This is a genomic window from Dermabacter sp. HMSC08H10, assembly GCF_001807585.1.
GTDB classification, from domain to species: Bacteria; Actinomycetota; Actinomycetes; order Actinomycetales; family Dermabacteraceae; genus Dermabacter; species Dermabacter hominis.
Window position 1 is genome coordinate 50,407 of record NZ_KV789425.1, and the last position, 20,393, is coordinate 70,799.

Below are 20,393 nucleotides of genomic sequence, written 5' to 3' on the forward strand. Positions count from 1 at the left end.
TCGAGGGCGAGGGAAGCACGCTCTAGGACTTAGAACCTAAGGAATGCAGTAGAGAGCCGGGATCGAAGGACGATGCCGGTTTCCTTTATCGCTGGCGCTTGCCTACACAATAAACCGGCTTCCCTTTCGTGAAGCCGGTTCCTACAGGACGATCCGGGCAACGGCGCCCGGGAAACGCTAGCGCTCGCGACCGCGTTCGTCCCAGCGATCTTCGAGTTTCTTCATGAAGCTCGACTGCTGAGACCCCTTGGAATTCTTCCCCGCAACTCCCTGCGTGAAGGACGGGTGCATCCGTCGAGGGTCATCGAGGGGGATGGTCTTCGGCTTTTCCGCTGAAAGACACACGAATGCCCCGACGACCATGACGATAAAGGCAAGAACACCGAGCCACACTGCCGGCAGCGACACCGCAAAAATCAGAAGCGCGAGACCACCGACGATGACGCCGCCACCGAGTGCGATGCGGCGAGGGTTAAACGACGACGACTTTTCAGCCCCACCGAACTGGTGCGCAAGCGTGGGGTCATCGCTCGACAGCTGCTTTTCGAGCTCGTCGAGGATCCTCTGCTCTTTTTCGGAAAGTGGCATTGGTGCCTCCTTACACCGAGACAAAGTAGGCCCTATCTACGCACGAGAGTGAGGGGCGCTGCTCGGCGGATCGTCGTGCCTTCAGTGTAGGCAGCAAACCTGAGATTCGGAAAACGCACCGCTATCGAGAGCCCCCGCCTCGCGTCTCGCCTGTGCCCGCATCCGTGCCGTCCTTCGCCTCAAGGTCACGTTTGTCGAGCCCGGACGCTCTGGCGAGCGACCTGACGCCGAAGCGTTCACGAGCACGGTCCATCGCCCGATCCACATCGCTCCACGTCGCCGATCGCCCTTCGAGATCACCTTGCGCATGCACACTCGAGGCAGGCACGAGGTGCTCGGCCCGCACTCCGAGCAGGCGTACGGCACCCACCCCCTCGAGGGCACGCTCGCACACGACGAGGGCGCGCTCACGAAACTCCTCGCTCTCCTGAACCGGAATGGGGAAGCTACCCGTTCGCGTGAGGCTCGACCAATCGGGGCGACGAACCTTGATGGAGACGCTCTTCGCGGCCAGGCCCCGCCTGCGCAATCGGAACGAGACTTCGTCAGCCATGCTCGTCGCGATCGAGCGCAGCCGCACGGGATCAGCGATATCGGTCGAGAACGTACGCTCCTTTCCGATGCTCTTATCTTTCGCACTCGCGCCGACGGGACGCGGATCCTCGCCGCGCGCGAGCGCAAGCAGCGCGGGGGCGGCGGAGCCCACGGCTCTGCTCACAACGCTCGGAGGGAGGGCCGCGAGATCTCCGACGGTGACGACACCGAGGTTCGTGAACTTCTTCTGCGCGACGGGGCCCACGCCACCGATGGCGGAAAGCGGAAGCGGCGCAAGGAACTCAGCCGTGCGTTCAGGCTCAACGACGTCAATGCCGTGGGGCTTGGCGCGCGAGGACGCGATCTTCGCGACGGATTTTGAGATACCAACGCCCACGGAGCAGGTCAGGTGGACTTTGTCCCATACAGCCTGGCGGATGTCTCTCGCGATCGTTGCCGGCTCCCCTAGCAGACGCTGCACCCCGGAGATATCGAGATACGCCTCGTCCACGCTTACCGCTTCGCGAACGGGCGTAAACCGGTCGAGAACAGCCATGATCTGCGCGGACACGTCCCGATAGTGGGCGTGCCGACCGGGCAAAACAATCAGATCGGGGCACAGTGCACGCGCGCGGCTCATGGGCATCGCCGAGTGGACCCCGTATCGGCGTGCCTCGTAACTAGCGGTCGCGACGACTCCCCTGGGCCCATCGCCACCAACCGCAAGGGGGCGGCCCCGCAAACGCGGGTCGTCGCGAACTTCGACGGAGGCGAAAAAGGCATCCATGTCGACATGCGCGATCGCGCGCTGCCACGGCTCACCGTCCATGCCGCACCTCCCAACGCTTGGCACTTAAGCCTACGCGGTCAGGCAGCGGCAAGAGCCTCAAGCCCGAGGAGCTCTTCCTTCACCGAGTGAACATAGGCGAGGGTCTGTTCGGCGTGCTCCTGCACGTCCTGCTGGGAGATTCGACTCGTGTGCTCCCAGTAGTGCTCCGCGCTACGGCGAAGCTCGACAAAACGCGCCGCCTCCCGTGCGCGCGCCCTGTGCATTCCCCCCATGCGCTCAAGCGCCACCCACACGTTCAGCGGGAGCTTGCGTTTCCTGTGAGCGTTTGCCCGGCGAATCGCGAGCCCCGCACTCTTGAGCGCCGCGCGGTGGACGCGCTCAAATCGTTCAGCGACGCTCATGCCTGCCTCATCGAGGCTCGCGTGGATCTCGGCTTCGAAAGTCTCCAGGCGATCCAGATCCGCGTTAAGGTCCCGAATTTCGCGCAGCGCCGCAGGCGCCGCCACTGTCATGGTCGATGTCATGATTCTTCCCCTTTCTCGACACTCACGACGATAGGAAGGGGGTGAGACATTTAAACTCGAGTCATGGCACGCAACCGTCGATCGAACCGGCTCCCCCTCCACCTCCCCTTCTTCGAGGACATTCCCACTAGCCACTCAGTCGTGCGGTTGGAACCCGAAACAGACGGTTCCTACACCGTGATCATCGATGGCATGGAGAGCTCCCACATCCACCCCGATCCCGAACACCTCGTCTTCGAATACATGCGGTGGATCGCCCTGATTATGACGACGACGTACCCCAGTGAGACGGCACTGAACATCGCCCACCTCGGCGGCGGAGCCGCCTCGCTCCCCCGAGCCCTCGCCCATCATTTCCCCGCCTCCCGGAACTCCGTCATCGAACTCGACGCGAAGCTGATCAACCTCGTTCGCGAATGGGTCGACCTTCCCCCTTCACCTCGCGTCGCCATTCGCGAGGGCGATGCCTTCGCCGTCCTTCCCACACTGCGCACGGCACGCTTCGACGTGGTCATACGCGACGTCTTCTCCAACTCCCGCACGCCCCTCGCCATGCGCAGCCTCGAAGCAGCACGCGAACAGCGCCGAATACTCAACGACGACGGCATGTTTCTCGCCAACATCGCCATGGACCGAGACCAGCACGAACTCGCCGATGAGATCGTCACGCTGCGCGAAGTCTTCGGCGAGATCGAGCTCATCGCGGAACCGAGCGCCATCAAGAAACGCCGCCGCTCTAACTGCATCGCCGTCTACGCGCCCGGCGGGCTCAGCGACGATGCCCGCCGAGCGATTCGAACCGACGCGGTGACAGTGCGCACTCTCGACAAAAAGACCGTCGACAAACTCGCCAGTGGCGGCAGCGTCGTTGAGCTCGGAGGCAACGCGAACGCAGCCACCGTCGGGCATTAAAAAGTTCCGCACCCTGCACGGGTGCGGAACGAAAGCCTAGCGAGGTGAACCTACGCGAGCGAACGAACGTGCGCGGCCTGCGGACCCTTGTCGCCGTCGACAACCTCGAACTCGACGCGCTGGCCCTCATCGAGGGTGCGGAAACCGTCCATGTCAATGCTCGTGTGGTGAACGAACACGTCAGCGCCGCCACCATCAACCTCGATGAAGCCGAAACCCTTTTCGGCGTTGAACCATTTAACTGAGCCCTGTGCCATGCGTGGACTCCCCTAACTTCTCGTACCAAATTGCGCGAAAACACGCGCAGGTACCATCATTCCACGCTGGACGTTCGCGCGCCCAGTTTCCCTTCAGCGTGTCGAGTGGATTCCTGCTGGCCACGCGAGCGCACACACCGGGTTGGAACGCACATGAAAAGCGACCATAATGGAATGTCGCTTCTGCCTCCCGCGAAGGGACGCAAGCGAATCGTGACCCATCCTGGAAGGACCCCACGTGGCTTCCTCTGACGAGCAAATCGCCCTCGAGCAGCGCTACGCCGACCGAGTCTACGCACGCATCGACGAACAAATTGCACGCCTCGAAACGCAACTCACTGACGTCATCAGCGCCCAAACGGCGAGCACTCACCAAAACCGCAGCGAGCGAGACTCCTTCGCGACTTTCTACGAGGATCGGATCGGACTGCTGAGGTCCGTCTCATCGAACGCTATTTTTGGCCGGCTCGACAGGTCCGACGCCACCCGGCACTACATTGGGCGCATCGGCGTGTTCACCGCTGAAGGCACCCAACTCCTGGTCGACTGGCGCGCCCCCGCAGCCGCCGCGTTTTACCAGGCAACGCCGAGGCACCCGCAAGGCGTTCGTTTGCGTCGGCACCTCGTCACTTCGGGACGCACCGTGACCGATATCGAAGACGACGTTCTCGACGGCACGCTCCTCGACTCAGATGAGCACCATTCGAGTCTCCAGGGAGAAGGAGCACTCCTTGCGGCGGTCTCCGCGAAACGCACGGGCCGCATGGGCGATATCGTCGCGACAATCCAGGCCGAACAAGATCGCATTATCCGCCACGAAACACGCGGCGCGCTCGTTGTGCAGGGAGGCCCCGGCACCGGCAAGACTGCCGTCGCCCTCCACCGCGCGGCATACCAGCTTTATACGCACCGTAAGAGGCTCGAGCATTCGGGCGTTCTCATCGTTGCCCCCACGCGCGGCTTCCTGCGCTACATCGAGCGCGTGTTGCCCAGCCTCGGCGAAACAGGCGTCGTCACCCTCACGCCTGGCGAACTCGTTCCGGGCGTGCGGGCAGACACACACGATTGCGACGACGTCGCCCGCGTCAAAGGGTCCCTCGCGATGACGAAGGTGCTACGCCGCGCCGTCAAGGCGCGCCAGCAAGTCCCCAAGGGTCCTATCGACCTCAATATCGACGGGGTCCACATCACTCTTACTCCGGGCGATGTCCGTGCAGCACGCGCCGAAGCCCGCGCGACGGGCAGGCCACACAACCATGCACGCACAACCTTCGTACGCGCCGCACTCGACCGCCTCGTTGAGGCCTATGTCGCCGAGCTCACGCGCCTCGAACGCCCGTGGGCAGAGGAAGACCGCGCGGATCTCCTTCACGATCTGCGAACGAACCACGATGTCAAAGTCGCCCTCAACCGGTGCTGGCTGCCATACAGCCCGCAGTCTTTCGCCCGTTCATTCTTCGCGAGTACCGAGCGGCTGGTTCACGCGGCGGGCGAGCACATAAGCACGCGGGAGATCACGCTCCTTCACCGCCCGAAGGACGCCGAGTGGACGATCGAAGACGTCGCCCTCCTCGACGAAATCGCGGAACTCCTCGGCGATGACGACACCGCCGCGCAGCGCGAGCAAAACAAGGCTCGCACCACCGAACGCTCGAACCTCGAGTACGCCGAAAAGGTGCTGTCCATGATTGATTCCGAGGGGATCGTCAGCGCCGCCGAGCTCGCCGCTCAGGTTGGCGCACGGCGCGACAGCCGCACTCTCGCCGAGAAAGCCGCAATGGATCGCACCTGGACCTACGGCCACATTGTGGTCGACGAGGCACAAGAGCTCTCACCCATGATGTGGCGTGCACTCATGCGTCGAAACCCCACGAAGTCGTTCACGATCGTGGGCGACGTGGCGCAGACCTCCTCGGTCTCCGGCGCCGACTCGTGGGATCACGCACTTTCGCCATTTCTTGAGGATCGGGCCAGCATCGAGGAGCTCACCGTCAATTACCGCACGCCGTCGCGGATCATGCGTCACGCCTCCGCACTCGCTGCCGCACACGGCTTGCGAGTGACGGAGGTCAAGAGCGTACGCGAAGGTGAACACGACGTCCGCTTCCGGCGCACACGTTCCGACAGGGTCATCGAGGAAGCAGTTCACGACGCACGCACGCTTGCCGACCTCACGCAGGGCCGCGTGGCGATCCTTTGCCTCGCCGAGGATCTTGATGCCCTCTTGGCGGGAGCTTCGGCCGTATTCGGCGCCTCGGCAGTGGGCCGTGGTTCGATCGGTGTGGACCGAGAAGTTTCCGTGATGACTCCGACGGATGCCAAGGGACTCGAGTTCGACGCGGTCGTCATCGTGCGCCCCGCCGAGATTCTCACGAGCCATGATCGCGGCGCTAACGATCTGTACGTCGCGCTTACGCGGCCGACTCAGGCACTCAGCGTGGTTTATTCGGGAGTTCTCCCCGCCGGATTAGGCGCGTAGGGCCCCGGCGGCTTCTGGGTTCGGGCCGAGGCATCCACTTCGGCGGAAGCATAAAAGAACCGATGGCCGCGGCTTCCCCTCCGCGACCATCGGCCAAGAAAATCATACAGTGTTTTTCGAGGGCCTCCGACCACTTTTCTCAAAATCTCTCAAGCAAAGAGATATGCCGCGAGATTTTTGCCTGCTCCGGAGGAAAGCTACGGAATCCCGGGCTAGTGGGGCCGGGGCAAGCAACGCGCATCGCCGGTCAGCCTTCGGCTCGTTCAACGCGCTCGGCAGGAGTGCTGCGTCCTACTTCTCGCCCTCGGTTCGTAGTTCCTCGATGGCCGACTCAAAATCCTCGAGGCAGTCGAATCCGCGATAGACGCTCGCGAAACGAAGGTAGGCGACGAGGTCCAGTTCTTTGAGCGGCTGCAGAATCGCGAGGCCTACGTCATGGGCGTCGATCTCCGACACGCCCTTGAGACGAATCGCCTCCTCCACGCGCTGCGCGAGGACCGCGAGTTGATCGTCAGTCACTGGTCTCCCCTGGCATGCTTTACGCACCCCAGAAATCACCTTGGACCGAGAGAACGGTTCAATCACGCCAGAGCGCTTATGGATCGCGAGCGACGCTGATTCCGTAGTCGAGAATCGCTTATTGCACGCAGGGCACTGCCGGCGGCGGCGGATTGTCATGCCGTCGTCGGCTGTACGCGAGTCCACGACGCGCGAATCTTCATTCCTACAAAATGGGCAGTGCACCCCGCGATTCTACCAGGGCGCCCCATTCATACTCCGAGGCCCTACCCGCTAGAGCGTGGGCAGCGCGAGCTCCTGACCCGGGTGAATCACGGTGCCATCGAGACCGTTGACGTCCTGGACAAGCATGAGATAGTCGCGAACATCGGTGCCGGCAGGCGCGTTAGCCGAGACAATGCTCCAGAGGCTCTGCCCCTCCTCGACCTGGACGGTCGTGTACGACACGGCTCCCTCAGCACCCGCGATCGCCGCGGGGGAGAAAAGGACTACGCCGGCGACGATTGCCGAAGCAGCGAGTACGAGCGCAATGAGCGAGGCCACGACGATGCGGCCGCGGCGAGTAAGACGAAGGCGAACATTCTTTCGAACCGGCTGAGTGCTACACGTAGAAGTAGTCATTTTTAGAATCCTTGTTCGATTGACGGCATGACGAGCGTACGATCATCTGTTCGAAAAAGTCAAGACACTTTCGAACACATGTTTGGAACAAGCGTTCTGTTCCGGTACCTTTGAGGTACGCCTCCACTAGACAACGGGGGTGAGACATTTAAACTCGCCCCACCGAAAGGACCGGCGCATGGCACCCACAGCTCACGGCTCTTCAGCTGGCGCCCCCGCCCTCACCGAACGCCAACAACGCATCCTTGAGACGATTGCCCGTTCCATCCGCGCAAACGGTTACGCACCCACGATGCGTGAAATCGGCGAAGCAGTGGGCCTACAGTCACCGTCGTCGGTCTCCCACCAACTCTCGGAGCTCGAGCGCAAGGGATACATTCGCAAAGATCCGAAACGCCCCCGCACTCTCTGGCTCGTGGAAGCAGACGAGGAAGGCGAGCCGCTCCCGAGCGAATTCGAAGCGCCCGGCTCCCCCGCCGTCAACGTCCCGCTCGTGGGCACAATCGCGGCTGGCGTGCCGATCACCGCTGAGGAACAGGTAGAAGATGTTTTCGCGCTCCCCTCGCAGCTCGTGGGCGATGGCGAGCTCTTCCTGCTCAAGGTTCAAGGTGATTCGATGATCGATGCCGCCATTTGCGACGGCGACTGGGTCGTCGTCCGCCAGCAGAAGGTCGCAGAAAAAGGCGAGATTGTCGCGGCCATGATCGATGGCGAGGCAACAGTGAAGACCTTCGCACGAAGCGACGGGCACGTGTGGCTCATGCCCCACAACCCTGCCTTCACGCCGATCCTGGGCGATGAAGCCGAAATCCTCGGCAAAGTTGTGGCGGTTCTCCGCGCGGTCTAGAGACTATCTGGATGCGGCGGCGCAGCGAGCTCTGTGCGCAGCCGCTCGAGTGCGGCAAGCGCCACGGCGCTATCCCGCGTCGTCCACAGCGGAGGAATTGCCTGGCGAATCACGCCCCCATAGGACTTCGTCGCGAGCCTCGAATCCAGCACCGCCACCATCCCACGGTCGCTCTCGGCACGGATAAGTCGCCCGGCTCCCTGCGCCATGCTGAGTGCCGCCTGTCGAACGGCGACCTCGTAGAAACCGTTGCGCCCGAGTCGCGCGTATTTCTCTTGTCTCGCTGAAGCGAGCGGATCATCGGGCCGTGGGAATGGGATCCTGTCGATGAGCACAAGGCGGCAGGCCTCGCCGGCGACGTCAATGCCCTGCCAGAACGTTCGCGTCCCGAACAGACAGGTGTCGCGGCTCTGCCGGAATCGCGAGGTGAGCGCCGCGTTCGAATCCTCTCCCTGTAGGAGCACCGTGCGCCCGGTCATCCGTCGTACATACTCCGCTGCCTCCTCGGCCGCTCGGCGGGAAGAGAAGAGCCCGAGCGCTCCTCCTCCGGCGGCGTCAATGAGTTCGACGATGTGGTCGAGTGTCGCGCTCGAGATACCCTCGCGGCCCGGAGCAGGAAGATGCGAGGCGACATAGAGGATCCCTTGCTGGGCGTACGCGAAGGGAGAGCCTACATCGAGGGCCGACCACCACTCGCGCACAGCATCCTCGCTTCGAGTGGCACCAACGTCGCTTTCAGGCTCGGCATACTTGTCAGCGCGAAGCCCGAAAGAGAACGTGGCGCTTTCAAAACGGCCGCCGAACGTGAGCGTCGCCGAGGTAAAAATCGATGTGCGTTCATCGAGGATCCGGGTTTTTACGAGGCCAGCGACGCTGAGTGGAGCGACGTCGATAAATGTTCGCCCGAGGGCCTCGCTGTGATTGAGGTAGACGACATCGTCCTCGTGGGGCGCGAGCAATCTCTCGCACACGTCGATGATTTCTTGCAGCTTTGCACGCACGGATGTGCGCGCCCCCGCGCTCGTCGCGTCGGAGCTATCGCCGGCATTTTTTGCTTCCGCGCGCGCCGACTCAGCTTCGGCGCGGATAGCCGCGAGAGTGTCGCGAAGCCGGGCTTCGAGTTCGCCACGCACCCTCCCGTCGGGGAGCGGGGCGAGAGCTTCCTGGAGGGCGCTTCCCGCATCGTCAAGTTCGAGTGCGTTCACGCCGAGGCTTCTCAGCTCCCGAACGGCACCGCGAATCGTGCCCTGATGCAGCGATTCGGTCACCGAGGACGTCACGCGGTCAACAAACTCGTGGGCTTCGTCGATGACTACGACATCGTGCTCGGGGATGATCCCGTGCCCGTCGAAGGCGTCAATAGCGTAGAGCGCATGGTTTGTCACGATGACGTCGGCCTCGCGCGCGAGTGCGCGATTGCGCTCCGCGAAGCATTCGTCGTGGAATGGGCAGGAAGAGCCAATGCACTGGGAGCCGGTCACGGAAACCTGGCGCCACGCTCGGTCCGACACCGGGGTGTCGAGATCGTCGCGGTCACCCGTATCTGTCGACTGCGCCCACTCGCGCAGCCTCTGCACCTGCGCGCCGAGACGTTCGGAATCGTGCTTGACTCCCGCGACCGAAGCCTCGGCGAAGAGCGAACCTTCCTCGAGTTCGTCGGGATAGCCGCCCTCCAGCTTGTGGAGGCACACGTAGTTGCCGCGCCCCTTAAGGAGGCTGAAGCTCGGAACACGCTCGAGTTTCGTCCCAAGGGCTTCAACAATGCGAGGGAGGTCCTTGGCGACGATCTGGCTTTGCAGCGCGAGCGTCGCGGTCGTGATGACGACGGGGGTGCCGCGTTCAATCGCGCGTTTGAGGGCGGGAACGAGGTACGCGAGAGACTTGCCCGTGCCCGTCCCTGCCTGCACGAGCAGGTGGCGGCGCAGCTCGATGCTTCGCTCGATGGCGCCAGCCATGGCCCGCTGCCCCGGGCGATCTGCGCCGCCGACTGCGGCGACCGCTGTCGCGAGTAGCTGGTCGAGGTCCGTGCCTGATGCGTTCACTGGCGCGCGGCGGCGAGTTCGGAAGCGAGAGTCTCGTCGACGCGTGCCACGAGGCGCGTGCCCTCAGCGAGGAATTCCTCGCTCACGAGCTCGCCCTGAGTGTGCACGCGCGAGACGAGGTCGCCGCGCGTATAGGGCACGACGACATCGATGTCGACCGAGGGCCGCGGGAGCATGTCGGCGATGAGTGCACGCAACTCCTCAATGCCGTCACCCGTGCGGGCCGACACGACGGCCGCGTGCTCCACTTGCGAGCGCAGGCGCGCGATCGTTTCGGGACTCGCGAGATCCGCTTTGTTCAGAGCCACGATTTCAGGCACGTCGAAGCCTTCAATATCAGCGAGAACGGCGCGTACGGCGCGAATCTGCCCCTCGGGATCGGGGTGGGAGGCATCGACGACGTGCAGGAGGAGGTCCGCCCCGGCGACTTCCTCGAGGGTGGAGCGGAAGGCCTCCACGAGCTCGGTGGGAAGGGAGCGCACGAATCCGACGGTATCCGCAAACGTGAATTCGCGACCGTCGGGCGTCACTGACCTGCGCACGGTTGGGTCGAGTGTCGCAAACAGGGCGTTTTCAACGAGGACGCCGGCACCCGTCAGGCGGTTAAGCAGGGAGGACTTCCCGGCGTTTGTGTATCCGGCGATCGCAACAGAGGGAACGTTGTGGCGTTTGCGGTCGGCGCGCTTGGCCTCGCGCGAGGGGGCCATCGCCTTGATGTCGCGCCTGAGCTTAGCCATGCGCGTGCGGATGCGGCGGCGGTCTAGTTCGATTTTCGTTTCGCCGGGGCCGCGGGAACCGATCCCGGCGCCACCGGCAACGCGGCCACCGGCCTGGCGCGACATCGACTCGCCCCAACCGCGCAGGCGCGGCAGGAGGTACTCGAGCTGCGCAAGCTCGACCTGGGCCTTACCTTCGCGGGATTTTGCGTGCTGGGCAAAAATGTCGAGGATGAGGGCCGTACGATCGATGACCTTGACCTTGATAATGTCCTCGAGCGCGCGGCGCTGCGAAGGGGCAAGCTGCCCGTCGCAGATCACGGTGTCAGCACGAAGGTCGGCCACAATCTCGGCGAGTTCCTTCGCCTTGCCCGAACCGAGGAAGGTGGCGGGATCGGGGTGGGCACGGCGCTGCATGACGCCGTCGAGAACGCGTGAGCCCGCAGTCTCGGCAAGCGCTGCGAGCTCGCGCATCGAGTTTTCTGCGTCTTCGACGTTGCCGGTCGTGAAAAGCCCCGCGAGCACGACGTTCTCAAGTCGAAGCTCGCGGTATTCAACCTCGGTGACGTCTTCGAGATCGGTGCGAAGTTGATCGACGCGGCGCAGAGAGTGGCGCTCGGCGAGATCGAGTTGGTCGCCGTCGGCATCGCTCTCATACGTTGTCGCCGAGATCGAGGCGTCGCCGCGTGAGAGGACGCGCTGCATAATCGAGGATTCGCGGGCGTCGCTTCCCGCATTCTCGGGCTCCGCTGCCTGCGGTGCTGCGTGTGACGTCTCGAATTCGGGATCGGGGGCGAAGGGTGTCAAGTGCGCCTTTACTCCAGGTTCTCTCAAGTGGGGGCCTCGCGCGAGGTCTGCGTATAAGTGTGTCACGTCCGAACCCGTTGCGGGAGCTTTTCGCGTTCTGCGCCACTACACTCCTTGCTGTGACTAGCGACGCCCACTACTTTTCTCCCGCGCCCGGTACGGACCTGGAGCGCCGCGACCTGCGCGTGCACCTCGCTGGTGCCGAGCGGAGCCTCGTGAGCGCCAAGGGTCTGTTCAGTTTCGATGGGCTCGACAAGGCAACCGCCATACTCCTCGACCATGCGGAGGTGTTCGCACCGCTCGCACCCAGAAGCGAGGTTCTCGATATTGGCTGCGGCTGGGGCCCGATTGCACTGAGCCTCGCGCTTACCCAACCGGAGTGCCACGTCACCGCGATCGATGTCAATCCACATGCACGTACCATCACGCGCGAGAACGCTACGCGGCTCGGCCTGTCAAACGTCACTGTCGCCGCGCCAGACGAGATTCCCGAGAGTGCCCGCTTCGATGCGCTCTGGTCGAATCCGCCGATCCGCATCGGCAAGAGCGAGCTGCATGCTGTGCTTACGCGGTGGATCGGCCAGCTCCGCGGGACGGGTACGGCCGCGATGGTCGTCGGGAAAAATCTTGGCGCCGATTCGCTCGCCACGTGGCTCGCGGGCCAATTCCCGACCCGGCCGGTCGAGAAGGTCCATTCCTCGAAAGGGTTCCGCTTGCTCGGCGTAGGCCCGGAGCGCCCAGAAGTTTAGAATCGCTCGCGCATGGGGAGTCGTCGGAATTCCGACGCCCGCCTAGCCTTCCTACTTCCCTCGCTCGCGCGCGGGCCCGCCGCAGGCGAGCTCACCGAGTTCGGCCGGGCCCGTGAGAGTCATGCGCCCGTAGGGGTCCCAACCAATTTCGAGGCGCCCGCCGCGCACATCGACGCGCCACGGCTCGCGCGTGTCGTCCCCCCGTGCCTCAGCGAGAGCGGCAACCACGGCAGTCGCGCCGGTTCCGCACGAGAGGGTCTCCCCCACCCCTCGCTCGAAAACCCGCATGGCGACGTGTCGCTCGCCGCGGATCTCCACAAACTCAATGTTCGTGCCGTCTTCGGGCTCGGGTTCAAGCTCGGGGCGTTCGGTGAGGTCAAGCTCGTCAAGGCTGAGGTTTTCGGGTAGCTCCACGACAGTGTGGGGGTTACCCACGTTCACGTCAGTGCCTTCGAGGAAGCGGTCGGCAACGCGGACGATCCTCGTGACACCTTCAAGTTCTGCGGCCCCCATGCCCACGCGCACCTGCCACTGTGGGCCTTCCTCAAGGATCTCGACCGTGCGTACACCCGCGCGAGTCATGACGTCGAACACCCGATCCTCTACGTAACCGCGGTCAGCGAGAAACGCTGCGTAGGCCCGAACGCCGTTGCCGCACATTTGCGCAATCGTGCCATCAGCATTGCGATAGTCCATAAACCACTCGGGGACCGTGTCGAACCCCTGGCTTGCCGGATCACCGAGGCATCGCGTGCGAATCGCGCGGATCACCCCGTCCACTCCCGTGGGGCCCGCGAGCTCACGCACGCGTGCGCTGTTGAGCTCGCCTCGACCCGCAGGATCGTCGATCATCACAAAATCGTTTTTGGTGGCGCTCGCGTAGCTTAGAGCCTTGCGCGCGTTGGGGCATGAAGATGCAGTGGCCATGGCTCGATCATAGGCACGCGCGCGGCGGACCTCACACCTCAGCGTTTGACGGGCACCTAGCGGCGTGCGCAATCTCGCGCTCAATCACGGCGAGCGCTTCGTCGGAATCCTCCCCCGGCACCCACGTGAGCCGCGTATCCCGCCTGAACCACGTGTCCTGCTTGCGCACGAGACGGCGGGTATTGGTGATCGTCGACTCGATCGCTTGCTCGAGACTCCAGTGGCCCCGCACGTGCTTGATCATTTGGGCGTAGCCGATCGCCTGGCGCGCCGTCACCCCGCGCTCAAGGCCCGCATCGAGCAGTCCCTCGACCTCGTCGCGAAACCCGGTTTCAACCATGCGATGCACGCGCTTCTCGACGCGCTCGTGGAGCGTGTCCCGGTCGAGCTTCACGGCGACGTACGCGATCGCCGGATCGTGGAACGTGTAGGTCGGCAGGAACGCGGAGAACGGCTTTCCGGTGAGGCGGTGCACCTCGAGCGCTCGCACGATTCGACGCTCGTCCCGCGGCGCAATTTTCGCGGCTGCATCGGGGTCTGCTGCGGCGAGCTGGGCGTGGGCGGCTCCGGTGCCGATCGCTCGCACGTGAGACTCGATCTCCTCGCGCACAGCGGGGTCCGACGGTGGAAAAGCCATCACGTCGGTGAAGGCTCGCACGTAGAGTCCCGAGCCCCCAACGACAACCGGAATCTTGCCCCTTTCGCGGATCTCGCTCGCAATCCGGCGTGCATCCGCCTGGAACGTTGCGACGCTCGCCTCTTCGGTGACGTCGAGAATATCGAGGAGATGATGGGGAACACCGCGGCGCTCGCTCGGGGTCACCTTGGCGGTCCCCACATCCATTCCGCGGTAAAACTGGAGAGCGTCAGCGTTGATCACTTCGCCTCCGAAACGGCGGGCAGTCTCGATCGCGAGGGCGCTCTTGCCCGTTGCAGTCGCGCCCGCAATCACGACAAGCGGCGGCACCTGTCCAGCGCCACTGTCGTGGCCCCCACCACCGTTCACCGCATGTGCCACGTGAACTCCCTTCGATCTCACCACTGCTCGTTCGCGCACCGAGCCGAAAGCCGCTAGCGTGGACTTCACGCAGCCACCGGCCCGGACACCACAGAAAGGCAGCCGATGCCCAACGGCCACTCACACGAAGCCGCACTCGCAGGCGAAGAACTCAGCATCGAACGTCTCAAGGAGTCCCTCGGGCGGCTCGGCTATGCCTTCGTCGAGGATGATGACACCCCCACCGTGTTGCGTGCGCGCTTTGACCACTATCCTTTCACGTTCGCAGTCGCCGGCGAGCACTCCCACATCCTCGTCATCCGGGGACGCTGGGACGAGCTACTCGCCGTGCAGCAGAAACTCGAAGCGACGCGCCTATGCAACCACTGGAACATGGAACGCATGTGGCCAAAAGCGTACGTGCGCCGCGAGAACGACTCGGTACTCGGCGTGTACGGCGAGCTGGTCTTCGACTATTTCTACGGGGTTAGCGACGACGCGATCGACCGCGCCATCACGTGCGCGCTATCAACGACGGTAGCGTTCTTCGCGAGCCTCTCGACACAGGTGAGCGACCAGGACGACGTCACCGCCTGAGCGCGTGCCCTCACCGCCCGATTCCGCCTAGCGCTCCGGGCGCCTGAGGCTCGGAAGACCGAGGCTCACGGGCCCACCGGGGCCGGGCGTGCCGCACGAGGCTGCGTCGTCATCGCCGTTCGCGCGGCGGCGTTCCCACGCGTCGCCCGAGCGGGTGCGACGCACCTCGAATTCGCCGCCTTCGGCACCCGAGTCGGCGATCAGGTAGAACGGGGCGGCTTTGGTCACGCGAGCACGGACGACATCACCGGGGCGAGGGCGGTCCGCCTCCGCATACCCTTCGGGCAGAGCAACGTGCACGAGCCGGCCGTCCTCGGCGCGGCCAGAGATGCGGTGCGTTTCGGAGTCTCGATCACCCTCGCCTTCGGCGATGAGGACGTTGACCTCTGCTCCGACCTTCTTCGCATTTTCTTCGGCCGCAATGCGATCCTGAAGCGCGACGAGCCTCTCGAATCGCTCCTGGACGACTGCCTTCGGGATCTGATCGTCCATTTCGGCGGCCGGAGTGCCCGGGCGCGGCGAGTACTGGAACATGAAGGCGCTCGAGAAACGCGAAGCCTCGACGACATCGAGAGTCTTTTGGAAGTCCTCTTCCGTTTCACCGGGGAAACCGACGATGATGTCGGTCGTGATTGCTGCGTGCGGGATTTTCTCGCGCACCTTTTCGAGGATCCCGAGGAATTTCTTGGAGCGGTACGAGCGGCGCATCGCCTTGAGAACAGCGTCGCTGCCCGATTGGAGCGGCATATGCAGTTGCGGCATCACGTTGGGTGTTTCCGCCATCGCGTCAATGACGTCATCGGTAAACATCGCGGGGTGCGGCGACGTGAATCGCACGCGCTCGAGCCCCTCGATTTCGCCACACGCGCGCAAGAGCTTGGCAAACGCGCCCCGGTCGCCGAACTCCACTCCGTAGGAGTTCACGTTTTGACCAAGGAGAGTCACTTCAAGAGCTCCCTGGTTCACGAGTTCCTGAACCTCGGCGAGAATCTCGCCGGGGCGACGGTCCTTCTCCTTCCCTCGGAGGGAAGGAACGATGCAGAACGTGCACGTGTTGTTGCAGCCGACTGAAATCGATACCCAACCCGCGTACGCGCTTTCGCGCTTTGTCGGGAGAGTCGAGGGGAACACCTCGAGCGACTCAAGGATTTCCACCTGGGCCTCTTGTTGAACGCGAGCGCGGTCAAGAAGAACGGGGAGGGAACCGATGTTGTGAGTACCGAACACGACGTCGACCCAGGGTGCACGCTCAGTAATGGTGGCGCGATCCTTTTGGGCCAGGCACCCGCCGACGGCAATCTGCAAATTGGGGTTGGCATCTTTCGCAGGGCGGAGCTGGCCGAGGTTACCGTAGAGCCGGTTGTCGGCGTTTTCGCGCACGGCGCACGTGTTGAAAACGATGACATCGACGTCGCCGTTCAACGGGTCGGCGCCGTCGGCGGCCGGCGTATAGCCTGCCTGCTCTAAGAGGCCCGTGAGGCGCTCAGAGTCGTGGACGTTCATTTGGCAGCCGAACGTGCGCACTTGGTAGGTGCCGCGTGCCGGCGCGTCATTGTCGTTCAGGATCGCTGTTTCGCTCATGGTGTTTCAAGGATACGTAGCCCCGTGGGTTCGGGTACGGTCAGGACCAGGTGACTCCCGCCGCATCAAGCTCGCGATTGAGCACGAAGAGCGTGAGGTTTTCCGAGTAGCCTCGGCGCGCGAGTGCGCCGCCAATGCGCCGAAGGGCCGCCCCTCGATCAAGGTTTTCAGCCCCGCCGCTTTTACGAAGCTCCTTCGCAAGCCGTTCTCTCGCGAGGATCTGGCAGCGCTCCTTTTCGCTGTCGTACGGAGCGGTCTCAGCGAGAACGGTGTCGATATCGGGCGCACCGACGCCTTTATTTTCGAGTTCTCGACGCAAAGCGGCTGTGCCAAGGAGTTTGCTCTCGCGCCGCTGCTCTACCCAGGCGCGCGCAAAGCCTTCGTCATCGATGAGTCCAGCGGTATCGAGACGCCGCATGATCTCTTCGAGAACATCAACTTCATGCACGCGCTGCGCGAGTCTCGCGCGAATCTCCGCCTCACTGCGCTGACGGTGGGCGAGCAGGCCGAGCACATACCGGCATTCCTTGACGACGACCTCTTCCGTTTCGTGATCGCGGAATACTCCACCTCGACACGGGTTGCTGCCCTCCCCAGGTGCGGCTTCCCCCGCTTCGATGGCGGCGATGTGCTCGGCGAGCTCTTCAACGACGCCCGCGCGCCAATCCTCTTGCCCACCCCGAGCTTCGGGACCAGGCTCAGATTTGCGCGGGGACGTCATCGTCTACGAATTCGCCGTCCCCCACAGGAGCATCGGCAGCGGCCTTCTTAGCGGCCTCATCTGCGTACTGGCCAATACCGAGCTTCATAAGGATCTTCTGTTCAATATCTGCGGCGAGATCCGGATTGTCCTTGAGGAACTGGCGCGCATTTTCCTTGCCCTGGCCGAGTTGATCGCCATCGTACGTGTACCACGCACCGGACTTGCGCACGATGCCGTTTTCAACGCCAAGATCGATAAGGCCGCCTTCGCGCGAAATGCCCTCTCCGTACAGGATGTCGAACTCGGCCTGCTTGAAGGGCGGAGCCATCTTGTTCTTCACGATCTTGACGCGAGTACGGTTGCCAACCGCATCGGTACCCTGCTTGAGGGTCTCGATTCGACGAATGTCCATGCGCACCGAAGCATAGAACTTGAGTGCTTTGCCACCCGTGGTGGTTTCGGGACTGCCGAAGAACACGCCGATCTTCTCGCGAAGCTGGTTAATGAAGATAGCGGTGGTGCCGCTCGAATAGAGCGCACCGGTAAGCTTGCGAAGCGCTTGCGACATGAGACGCGCCTGGAGCCCCACGTGGGAGTCGCCCATCTCGCCTTCGATTTCAGCCTTTGGCGTGAGTGCCGCGACGGAGTCGACGACGAGGACGTCGATCGCACCCGAGCGCACGAGCATGTCGGCAATTTCGAGAGCCTGCTCGCCCGTGTCAGGCTGCGACACGAGAAGTGCATCGATATCGACGCCGAGCTTCTTCGCATATTCCGGATCGAGGGCGTGCTCCGCATCGATGAAGGCAGCAATACCACCCGCCCGCTGCGCGTTTGCAATCGCGTGGAGCGCAACCGTGGTTTTACCGCTGGACTCCGGGCCGTAGATCTCGACAACGCGACCGCGGGGAAGACCACCGATACCGAGCGCGACGTCAAGTGCGACCGACCCCGTGGGAACGACTTCGACGGGCGGGCGTGTGTCGTCGCCAAGGCGCATAATCGAGCCTTTGCCGAACTGACGGTCAATCTGTGCGAGCGCGTTTTCGAGCGACTTATCGCGATCCTTGGCGGCAGCTGCCATGGCGGTTCCTTTCGTTTGTCACCCCGTTACGAGGTGGACTCTCGCTTGACCCTTCCAACGGTAAACGGGGGTGAGACATTTAAACCCGACCCCGGCACAGGTGTGGATGCACACGCACCGTGGAGGCCGAACAACACCATCGTAAACGAACACATGTTCGATTTGCACGTTAATGCGCACGCGTGTTCGATTCTTGTCACGCCTTTCGCCGCCACACGCTCACGCGCGCGGACGCGCCTCGGGCGGGACCTCCCAGCGCATGTGCACAGGCACATCCATGTCATCACACAGCGCGTGCCACACTTCTTTAACGGGGTAGCCCGCCTCAATCGCCTGGTTCGGGGTTAGGTTCCCGCACGTCACAAGCGCGAATTCACGACAGTACGTATGCGCGAGTTCGGCACCAAAGACATAGGCGGCGAGCTCGCGAAACTCGCTTCGCCTCACGTTGACTACCGCGCCAGCGCGTATTCGGCGCCCTGGACGCCCCGCTCAAGTTCGGCGGGAACGGTGTCGGGAATAACGATGCCCTCTTCGAGTGCCACGCGATCTGCAACTTCGCGGAGAATCACCGACATGGGGTAACCGAGAGCTTCGGTCACGGAGGCGAGCAGTTCACTCGAGGCTTCCTTTTGGCCGCGCTCGATTTCGCTCAAGTAGCCGAGCGAGACTCGCGCATCGGCCGATACCTGACGCAGAGTCTTGCCCTGGCGGCGACGCGCCTCACGCAAAACGCCGCCGAGTTCCTGGCGGAAGAGCACCATGCGAGATTCTCCCTTCCTTGTCAGTGTTCCGCGCCGCGGTACTGCCGACTCGCGGCCCAGCACGGACGCCGGGCGCGACCCCGTGGCCGTCACCCATTTTCGTTGCCCGGGAGCACCAGCTCCCGCATTCTTGTACGTATTCACGCCTGTTCAACGCACGAGGGTTCCTCGTTGTTCCGCCATCCTACGGCCTCACACGCGCTCGCTTTTCAGGTTTCCCACACCGGCCCAACGCGCCTGTTACACATTTGCGCTGGTCAGAGCCTCAATGCCGAGGGTGATCGCATCGTCCACAACACCCGCACGGATCGCCGGTCGCGAGCCCGTGAGGCGTACTTCACGCACGAATTCGCGACTTGGCGTACTCACGGCGATGTAGGCGAGCCCCTCCGGGTTGCCGTAATCGTCATTCCCGGGCCCGGCCACTCCGGTCGTCGCAAGGGCAACATCTGCCCCGTACACGCGGCGCGCGGCCCGAGCCATGCTGCTCGCGACCTCGGCGCGCACGGCTCCCTTCGCCTGCAGGTCCGCAAGGTCTAGCCCCAGAACAGACGCCTTCGCTTCGAAACTGTACGTGCACGCACCCCCCTGGACGACTCTGCTAGCGCCCGGAACATCCACGAGGCGCGCGACGAGCATCCCGCCCGTGAGCGACTCAGCCGTCGCGAGGCTCATACCCCTCTCTTCGCACATAGCAAGGAGGGCGCGGGCCGACGCCAGCTGCTCACGCGGCGCGTCCATTCTCGTTAAGCCGCTTTCTGCGCGAGTGCCTCGCGGCGCAGGCGCAGCCCGTCGTTGACATTGCGAAGCCCCGACCAGAGCGTGAGCACAAGGGCGATGGCGATAAGCGTGATGCCGATCCACCACGCGGGAGGCCACATCAGCTCAAAGGGCATGAGGCAGAAGGTGATCCCGATCGACTGCATCATCGTCTTCGCCTTGCCGCTGAAGTTTGCGGGAAGCGCGCCATACTTCAAGATCGTGAAGCGCATGACCGTAATACCGATCTCGCGCACGAGGATGAGCACTGTGATCCACCACGGCACGTACTGCCACACCGAAAGCATGATGAGCGCGGCGCCCGTCATCGCCTTGTCGGCAATCGGGTCCATGATCTTGCCAAAATCGGTAATGAGGTTCCGAGAGCGCGCGAGGTAGCCGTCGACGAAGTCCGTGACCATTGCGAGCACGAAGATCCCGGCAATGACCCACCTCATGGCGATGTCCTCGTGGTAGAGCGCGGCTACGACCACGAAGATAGGCACCATGACCATGCGCGTCATGGTGAGGACGTTCGCGATATTCCACAGCGGAACGCGCGGGGTATCGGAAGCGCTCATGGGTGTTTCCCTTCT

General features: G+C 63.4%; 22 protein-coding genes. 5 read left to right on the forward strand and 17 right to left on the reverse strand.

Translation table 11 applies throughout. The features are described 5' to 3' along the window. Positions 1-177: 177 nt before the first annotated feature. From HMPREF3176_RS05955 to HMPREF3176_RS05965, 3 genes are all read right to left on the reverse strand, one after another. On the reverse strand, positions 178-588 hold the full coding sequence (locus HMPREF3176_RS05955; protein ID WP_070435806.1) for a DUF3040 domain-containing protein: 411 nt from the start codon (positions 586-588) through the stop codon (positions 178-180). 121 nt (positions 589-709) lie between these two features. After that, entirely contained in the window at positions 710-1,951 is a 1,242-nt protein-coding gene (dinB, locus tag HMPREF3176_RS05960; RefSeq protein WP_070458914.1) for a DNA polymerase IV, read from the reverse strand. Between the two features lie 38 nt (positions 1,952-1,989). Beyond that, entirely contained in the window at positions 1,990-2,436 is a 447-nt protein-coding gene (locus HMPREF3176_RS05965; protein WP_052126677.1) for a hypothetical protein, read from the reverse strand. Between the two features lie 63 nt (positions 2,437-2,499). On the opposite strand from HMPREF3176_RS05965, the gene HMPREF3176_RS05970 reads away from it, so the two are divergent. Further along, positions 2,500-3,348: a spermidine synthase gene (locus HMPREF3176_RS05970; protein ID WP_034370171.1), complete on the forward strand. Its 849-nt coding sequence runs from the start codon at positions 2,500-2,502 to the stop codon at positions 3,346-3,348. A 50-nt stretch (positions 3,349-3,398) separates the two neighbouring features. Here HMPREF3176_RS05970 and HMPREF3176_RS05975 read toward each other — a convergent pair whose 3' ends face one another. Further along, positions 3,399-3,605, reverse strand: coding sequence for a cold-shock protein (locus HMPREF3176_RS05975; protein WP_016663000.1), 207 nt, complete (start codon positions 3,603-3,605; stop codon positions 3,399-3,401). A gap of 238 nt (positions 3,606-3,843) precedes the next feature. Here HMPREF3176_RS05975 and HMPREF3176_RS05980 point away from each other — a divergent pair, with 238 nt between their 5' ends. After that, positions 3,844-6,084 carry a HelD family protein gene (locus HMPREF3176_RS05980; protein ID WP_070458916.1) on the forward strand — a complete coding sequence of 747 codons (2,241 nt, stop codon included), beginning with the start codon at positions 3,844-3,846 and terminating at the stop codon, positions 6,082-6,084. A gap of 291 nt (positions 6,085-6,375) precedes the next feature. Here HMPREF3176_RS05980 and nrdR read toward each other — a convergent pair whose 3' ends face one another. Further along, positions 6,376-6,828 (reverse strand): transcriptional regulator NrdR, encoded by a 453-nt coding sequence (gene nrdR / locus HMPREF3176_RS05985; protein WP_070458918.1) that lies wholly within the window; start codon positions 6,826-6,828, stop codon positions 6,376-6,378. A gap of 48 nt (positions 6,829-6,876) precedes the next feature. Next, a complete protein-coding gene (locus HMPREF3176_RS05990) occupies positions 6,877-7,224 on the reverse strand; it encodes a LysM peptidoglycan-binding domain-containing protein (protein ID WP_070458921.1) in 348 nt (115 codons plus the stop codon). A 178-nt stretch (positions 7,225-7,402) separates the two neighbouring features. On the opposite strand from HMPREF3176_RS05990, the gene lexA reads away from it, so the two are divergent. Further along, positions 7,403-8,071, forward strand: a complete 669-nt coding sequence (gene lexA / locus HMPREF3176_RS05995) for a transcriptional repressor LexA (RefSeq protein WP_070435801.1) — start codon at positions 7,403-7,405, stop codon at positions 8,069-8,071. Here the strand turns inward: lexA and HMPREF3176_RS06000 are convergent. After that, positions 8,068-10,113: an ATP-dependent DNA helicase gene (locus HMPREF3176_RS06000; RefSeq protein WP_070458924.1), complete on the reverse strand. Its 2,046-nt coding sequence runs from the start codon at positions 10,111-10,113 to the stop codon at positions 8,068-8,070. The two genes, lexA and HMPREF3176_RS06000, sit on opposite strands and share 4 nt — an antisense overlap. Further along, positions 10,110-11,534: a GTPase HflX gene (hflX, locus tag HMPREF3176_RS06005; RefSeq protein WP_070459200.1), complete on the reverse strand. Its 1,425-nt coding sequence runs from the start codon at positions 11,532-11,534 to the stop codon at positions 10,110-10,112. Before hflX ends, HMPREF3176_RS06000 begins: the two co-directional genes overlap by 4 nt. 221 nt (positions 11,535-11,755) lie before the next feature. Between hflX and HMPREF3176_RS06010 the strand changes: the two genes are divergently transcribed. Then, positions 11,756-12,385 carry a class I SAM-dependent methyltransferase gene (locus tag HMPREF3176_RS06010; RefSeq protein WP_070458925.1) on the forward strand — a complete coding sequence of 210 codons (630 nt, stop codon included), beginning with the start codon at positions 11,756-11,758 and terminating at the stop codon, positions 12,383-12,385. 51 nt (positions 12,386-12,436) lie between these two features. Here HMPREF3176_RS06010 and dapF read toward each other — a convergent pair whose 3' ends face one another. Both dapF and miaA read right to left on the reverse strand, forming a co-directional pair. Beyond that, positions 12,437-13,312, reverse strand: coding sequence for a diaminopimelate epimerase (gene dapF, locus HMPREF3176_RS06015; RefSeq protein WP_070458927.1), 876 nt, complete (start codon positions 13,310-13,312; stop codon positions 12,437-12,439). Positions 13,313-13,343: 31 nt separating this feature from the next. Then, positions 13,344-14,330: a tRNA (adenosine(37)-N6)-dimethylallyltransferase MiaA gene (miaA, locus tag HMPREF3176_RS06020; protein WP_083286278.1), complete on the reverse strand. Its 987-nt coding sequence runs from the start codon at positions 14,328-14,330 to the stop codon at positions 13,344-13,346. Positions 14,331-14,435: 105 nt separating this feature from the next. On the opposite strand from miaA, the gene HMPREF3176_RS06025 reads away from it, so the two are divergent. Beyond that, positions 14,436-14,906 carry a type III secretion system chaperone family protein gene (locus tag HMPREF3176_RS06025; RefSeq protein ID WP_016663010.1) on the forward strand — a complete coding sequence of 157 codons (471 nt, stop codon included), beginning with the start codon at positions 14,436-14,438 and terminating at the stop codon, positions 14,904-14,906. 27 nt (positions 14,907-14,933) lie between these two features. Here the strand turns inward: HMPREF3176_RS06025 and miaB are convergent, their stop codons facing one another. The 7 genes from miaB to pgsA form a co-directional block, all read right to left on the reverse strand. Then, positions 14,934-16,487: a tRNA (N6-isopentenyl adenosine(37)-C2)-methylthiotransferase MiaB gene (gene miaB, locus HMPREF3176_RS06030; RefSeq protein ID WP_070458929.1), complete on the reverse strand. Its 1,554-nt coding sequence runs from the start codon at positions 16,485-16,487 to the stop codon at positions 14,934-14,936. A gap of 40 nt (positions 16,488-16,527) precedes the next feature. Further along, positions 16,528-17,208: a regulatory protein RecX gene (locus tag HMPREF3176_RS06035; protein ID WP_070458931.1), complete on the reverse strand. Its 681-nt coding sequence runs from the start codon at positions 17,206-17,208 to the stop codon at positions 16,528-16,530. After that, positions 17,186-18,274 carry a recombinase RecA gene (gene recA / locus HMPREF3176_RS06040; protein ID WP_070435795.1) on the reverse strand — a complete coding sequence of 363 codons (1,089 nt, stop codon included), beginning with the start codon at positions 18,272-18,274 and terminating at the stop codon, positions 17,186-17,188. Before recA ends, HMPREF3176_RS06035 begins: the two co-directional genes overlap by 23 nt. Positions 18,275-18,493: 219 nt before the next feature. Then, positions 18,494-18,721: a DUF3046 domain-containing protein gene (locus HMPREF3176_RS06045; protein WP_016663014.1), complete on the reverse strand. Its 228-nt coding sequence runs from the start codon at positions 18,719-18,721 to the stop codon at positions 18,494-18,496. 5 nt (positions 18,722-18,726) lie between these two features. After that, complete coding sequence (locus HMPREF3176_RS06050; protein ID WP_016663015.1) at positions 18,727-19,038, reverse strand: helix-turn-helix domain-containing protein; 312 nt, start codon at positions 19,036-19,038, stop codon at positions 18,727-18,729. A 240-nt stretch (positions 19,039-19,278) separates the two neighbouring features. Continuing rightward, positions 19,279-19,779, reverse strand: a complete 501-nt coding sequence (locus tag HMPREF3176_RS06055) for a CinA family protein (protein WP_016663016.1) — start codon at positions 19,777-19,779, stop codon at positions 19,279-19,281. A 5-nt stretch (positions 19,780-19,784) separates the two neighbouring features. Continuing rightward, the gene (gene pgsA / locus HMPREF3176_RS06060; RefSeq protein ID WP_016663017.1) at positions 19,785-20,378 is read right to left on the reverse strand and encodes a CDP-diacylglycerol--glycerol-3-phosphate 3-phosphatidyltransferase; all 594 of its coding nucleotides are present in this window, start codon (positions 20,376-20,378) and stop codon (positions 19,785-19,787) included. Positions 20,379-20,393: the final 15 nt, after the last annotated feature.

What these genes read in the sequence shown, in the direction of transcription:
- HMPREF3176_RS06025 (WP_016663010.1), top strand. Translation starts at nt 14,436, where the DNA reads ATGCCCAACGGCCACTCACACGAAGCCGCACTCGCAGGCGAAGAACTC.
- dinB (WP_070458914.1), bottom strand. Translation starts at nt 1,951, where the DNA reads ATGGACGGTGAGCCGTGGCAGCGCGCGATCGCGCATGTCGACATGGAT.
- HMPREF3176_RS05990 (WP_070458921.1), bottom strand. Translation starts at nt 7,224, where the DNA reads ATGACTACTTCTACGTGTAGCACTCAGCCGGTTCGAAAGAATGTTCGC.
- hflX (WP_070459200.1), bottom strand. Translation starts at nt 11,534, where the DNA reads ATGCAGCGCGTCCTCTCACGCGGCGACGCCTCGATCTCGGCGACAACG.
- HMPREF3176_RS05955 (WP_070435806.1), bottom strand. Translation starts at nt 588, where the DNA reads ATGCCACTTTCCGAAAAAGAGCAGAGGATCCTCGACGAGCTCGAAAAG.
- HMPREF3176_RS06055 (WP_016663016.1), bottom strand. Translation starts at nt 19,779, where the DNA reads ATGGACGCGCCGCGTGAGCAGCTGGCGTCGGCCCGCGCCCTCCTTGCT.
- HMPREF3176_RS06050 (WP_016663015.1), bottom strand. Translation starts at nt 19,038, where the DNA reads ATGGTGCTCTTCCGCCAGGAACTCGGCGGCGTTTTGCGTGAGGCGCGT.
- miaB (WP_070458929.1), bottom strand. Translation starts at nt 16,487, where the DNA reads ATGAGCGAAACAGCGATCCTGAACGACAATGACGCGCCGGCACGCGGC.
- HMPREF3176_RS05975 (WP_016663000.1), bottom strand. Translation starts at nt 3,605, where the DNA reads ATGGCACAGGGCTCAGTTAAATGGTTCAACGCCGAAAAGGGTTTCGGC.
- HMPREF3176_RS05970 (WP_034370171.1), top strand. Translation starts at nt 2,500, where the DNA reads ATGGCACGCAACCGTCGATCGAACCGGCTCCCCCTCCACCTCCCCTTC.
- HMPREF3176_RS05965 (WP_052126677.1), bottom strand. Translation starts at nt 2,436, where the DNA reads ATGACATCGACCATGACAGTGGCGGCGCCTGCGGCGCTGCGCGAAATT.
- lexA (WP_070435801.1), top strand. Translation starts at nt 7,403, where the DNA reads ATGGCACCCACAGCTCACGGCTCTTCAGCTGGCGCCCCCGCCCTCACC.
- HMPREF3176_RS06035 (WP_070458931.1), bottom strand. Translation starts at nt 17,208, where the DNA reads ATGACGTCCCCGCGCAAATCTGAGCCTGGTCCCGAAGCTCGGGGTGGG.
- pgsA (WP_016663017.1), bottom strand. Translation starts at nt 20,378, where the DNA reads ATGAGCGCTTCCGATACCCCGCGCGTTCCGCTGTGGAATATCGCGAAC.
- recA (WP_070435795.1), bottom strand. Translation starts at nt 18,274, where the DNA reads ATGGCAGCTGCCGCCAAGGATCGCGATAAGTCGCTCGAAAACGCGCTC.
- dapF (WP_070458927.1), bottom strand. Translation starts at nt 13,312, where the DNA reads ATGGCCACTGCATCTTCATGCCCCAACGCGCGCAAGGCTCTAAGCTAC.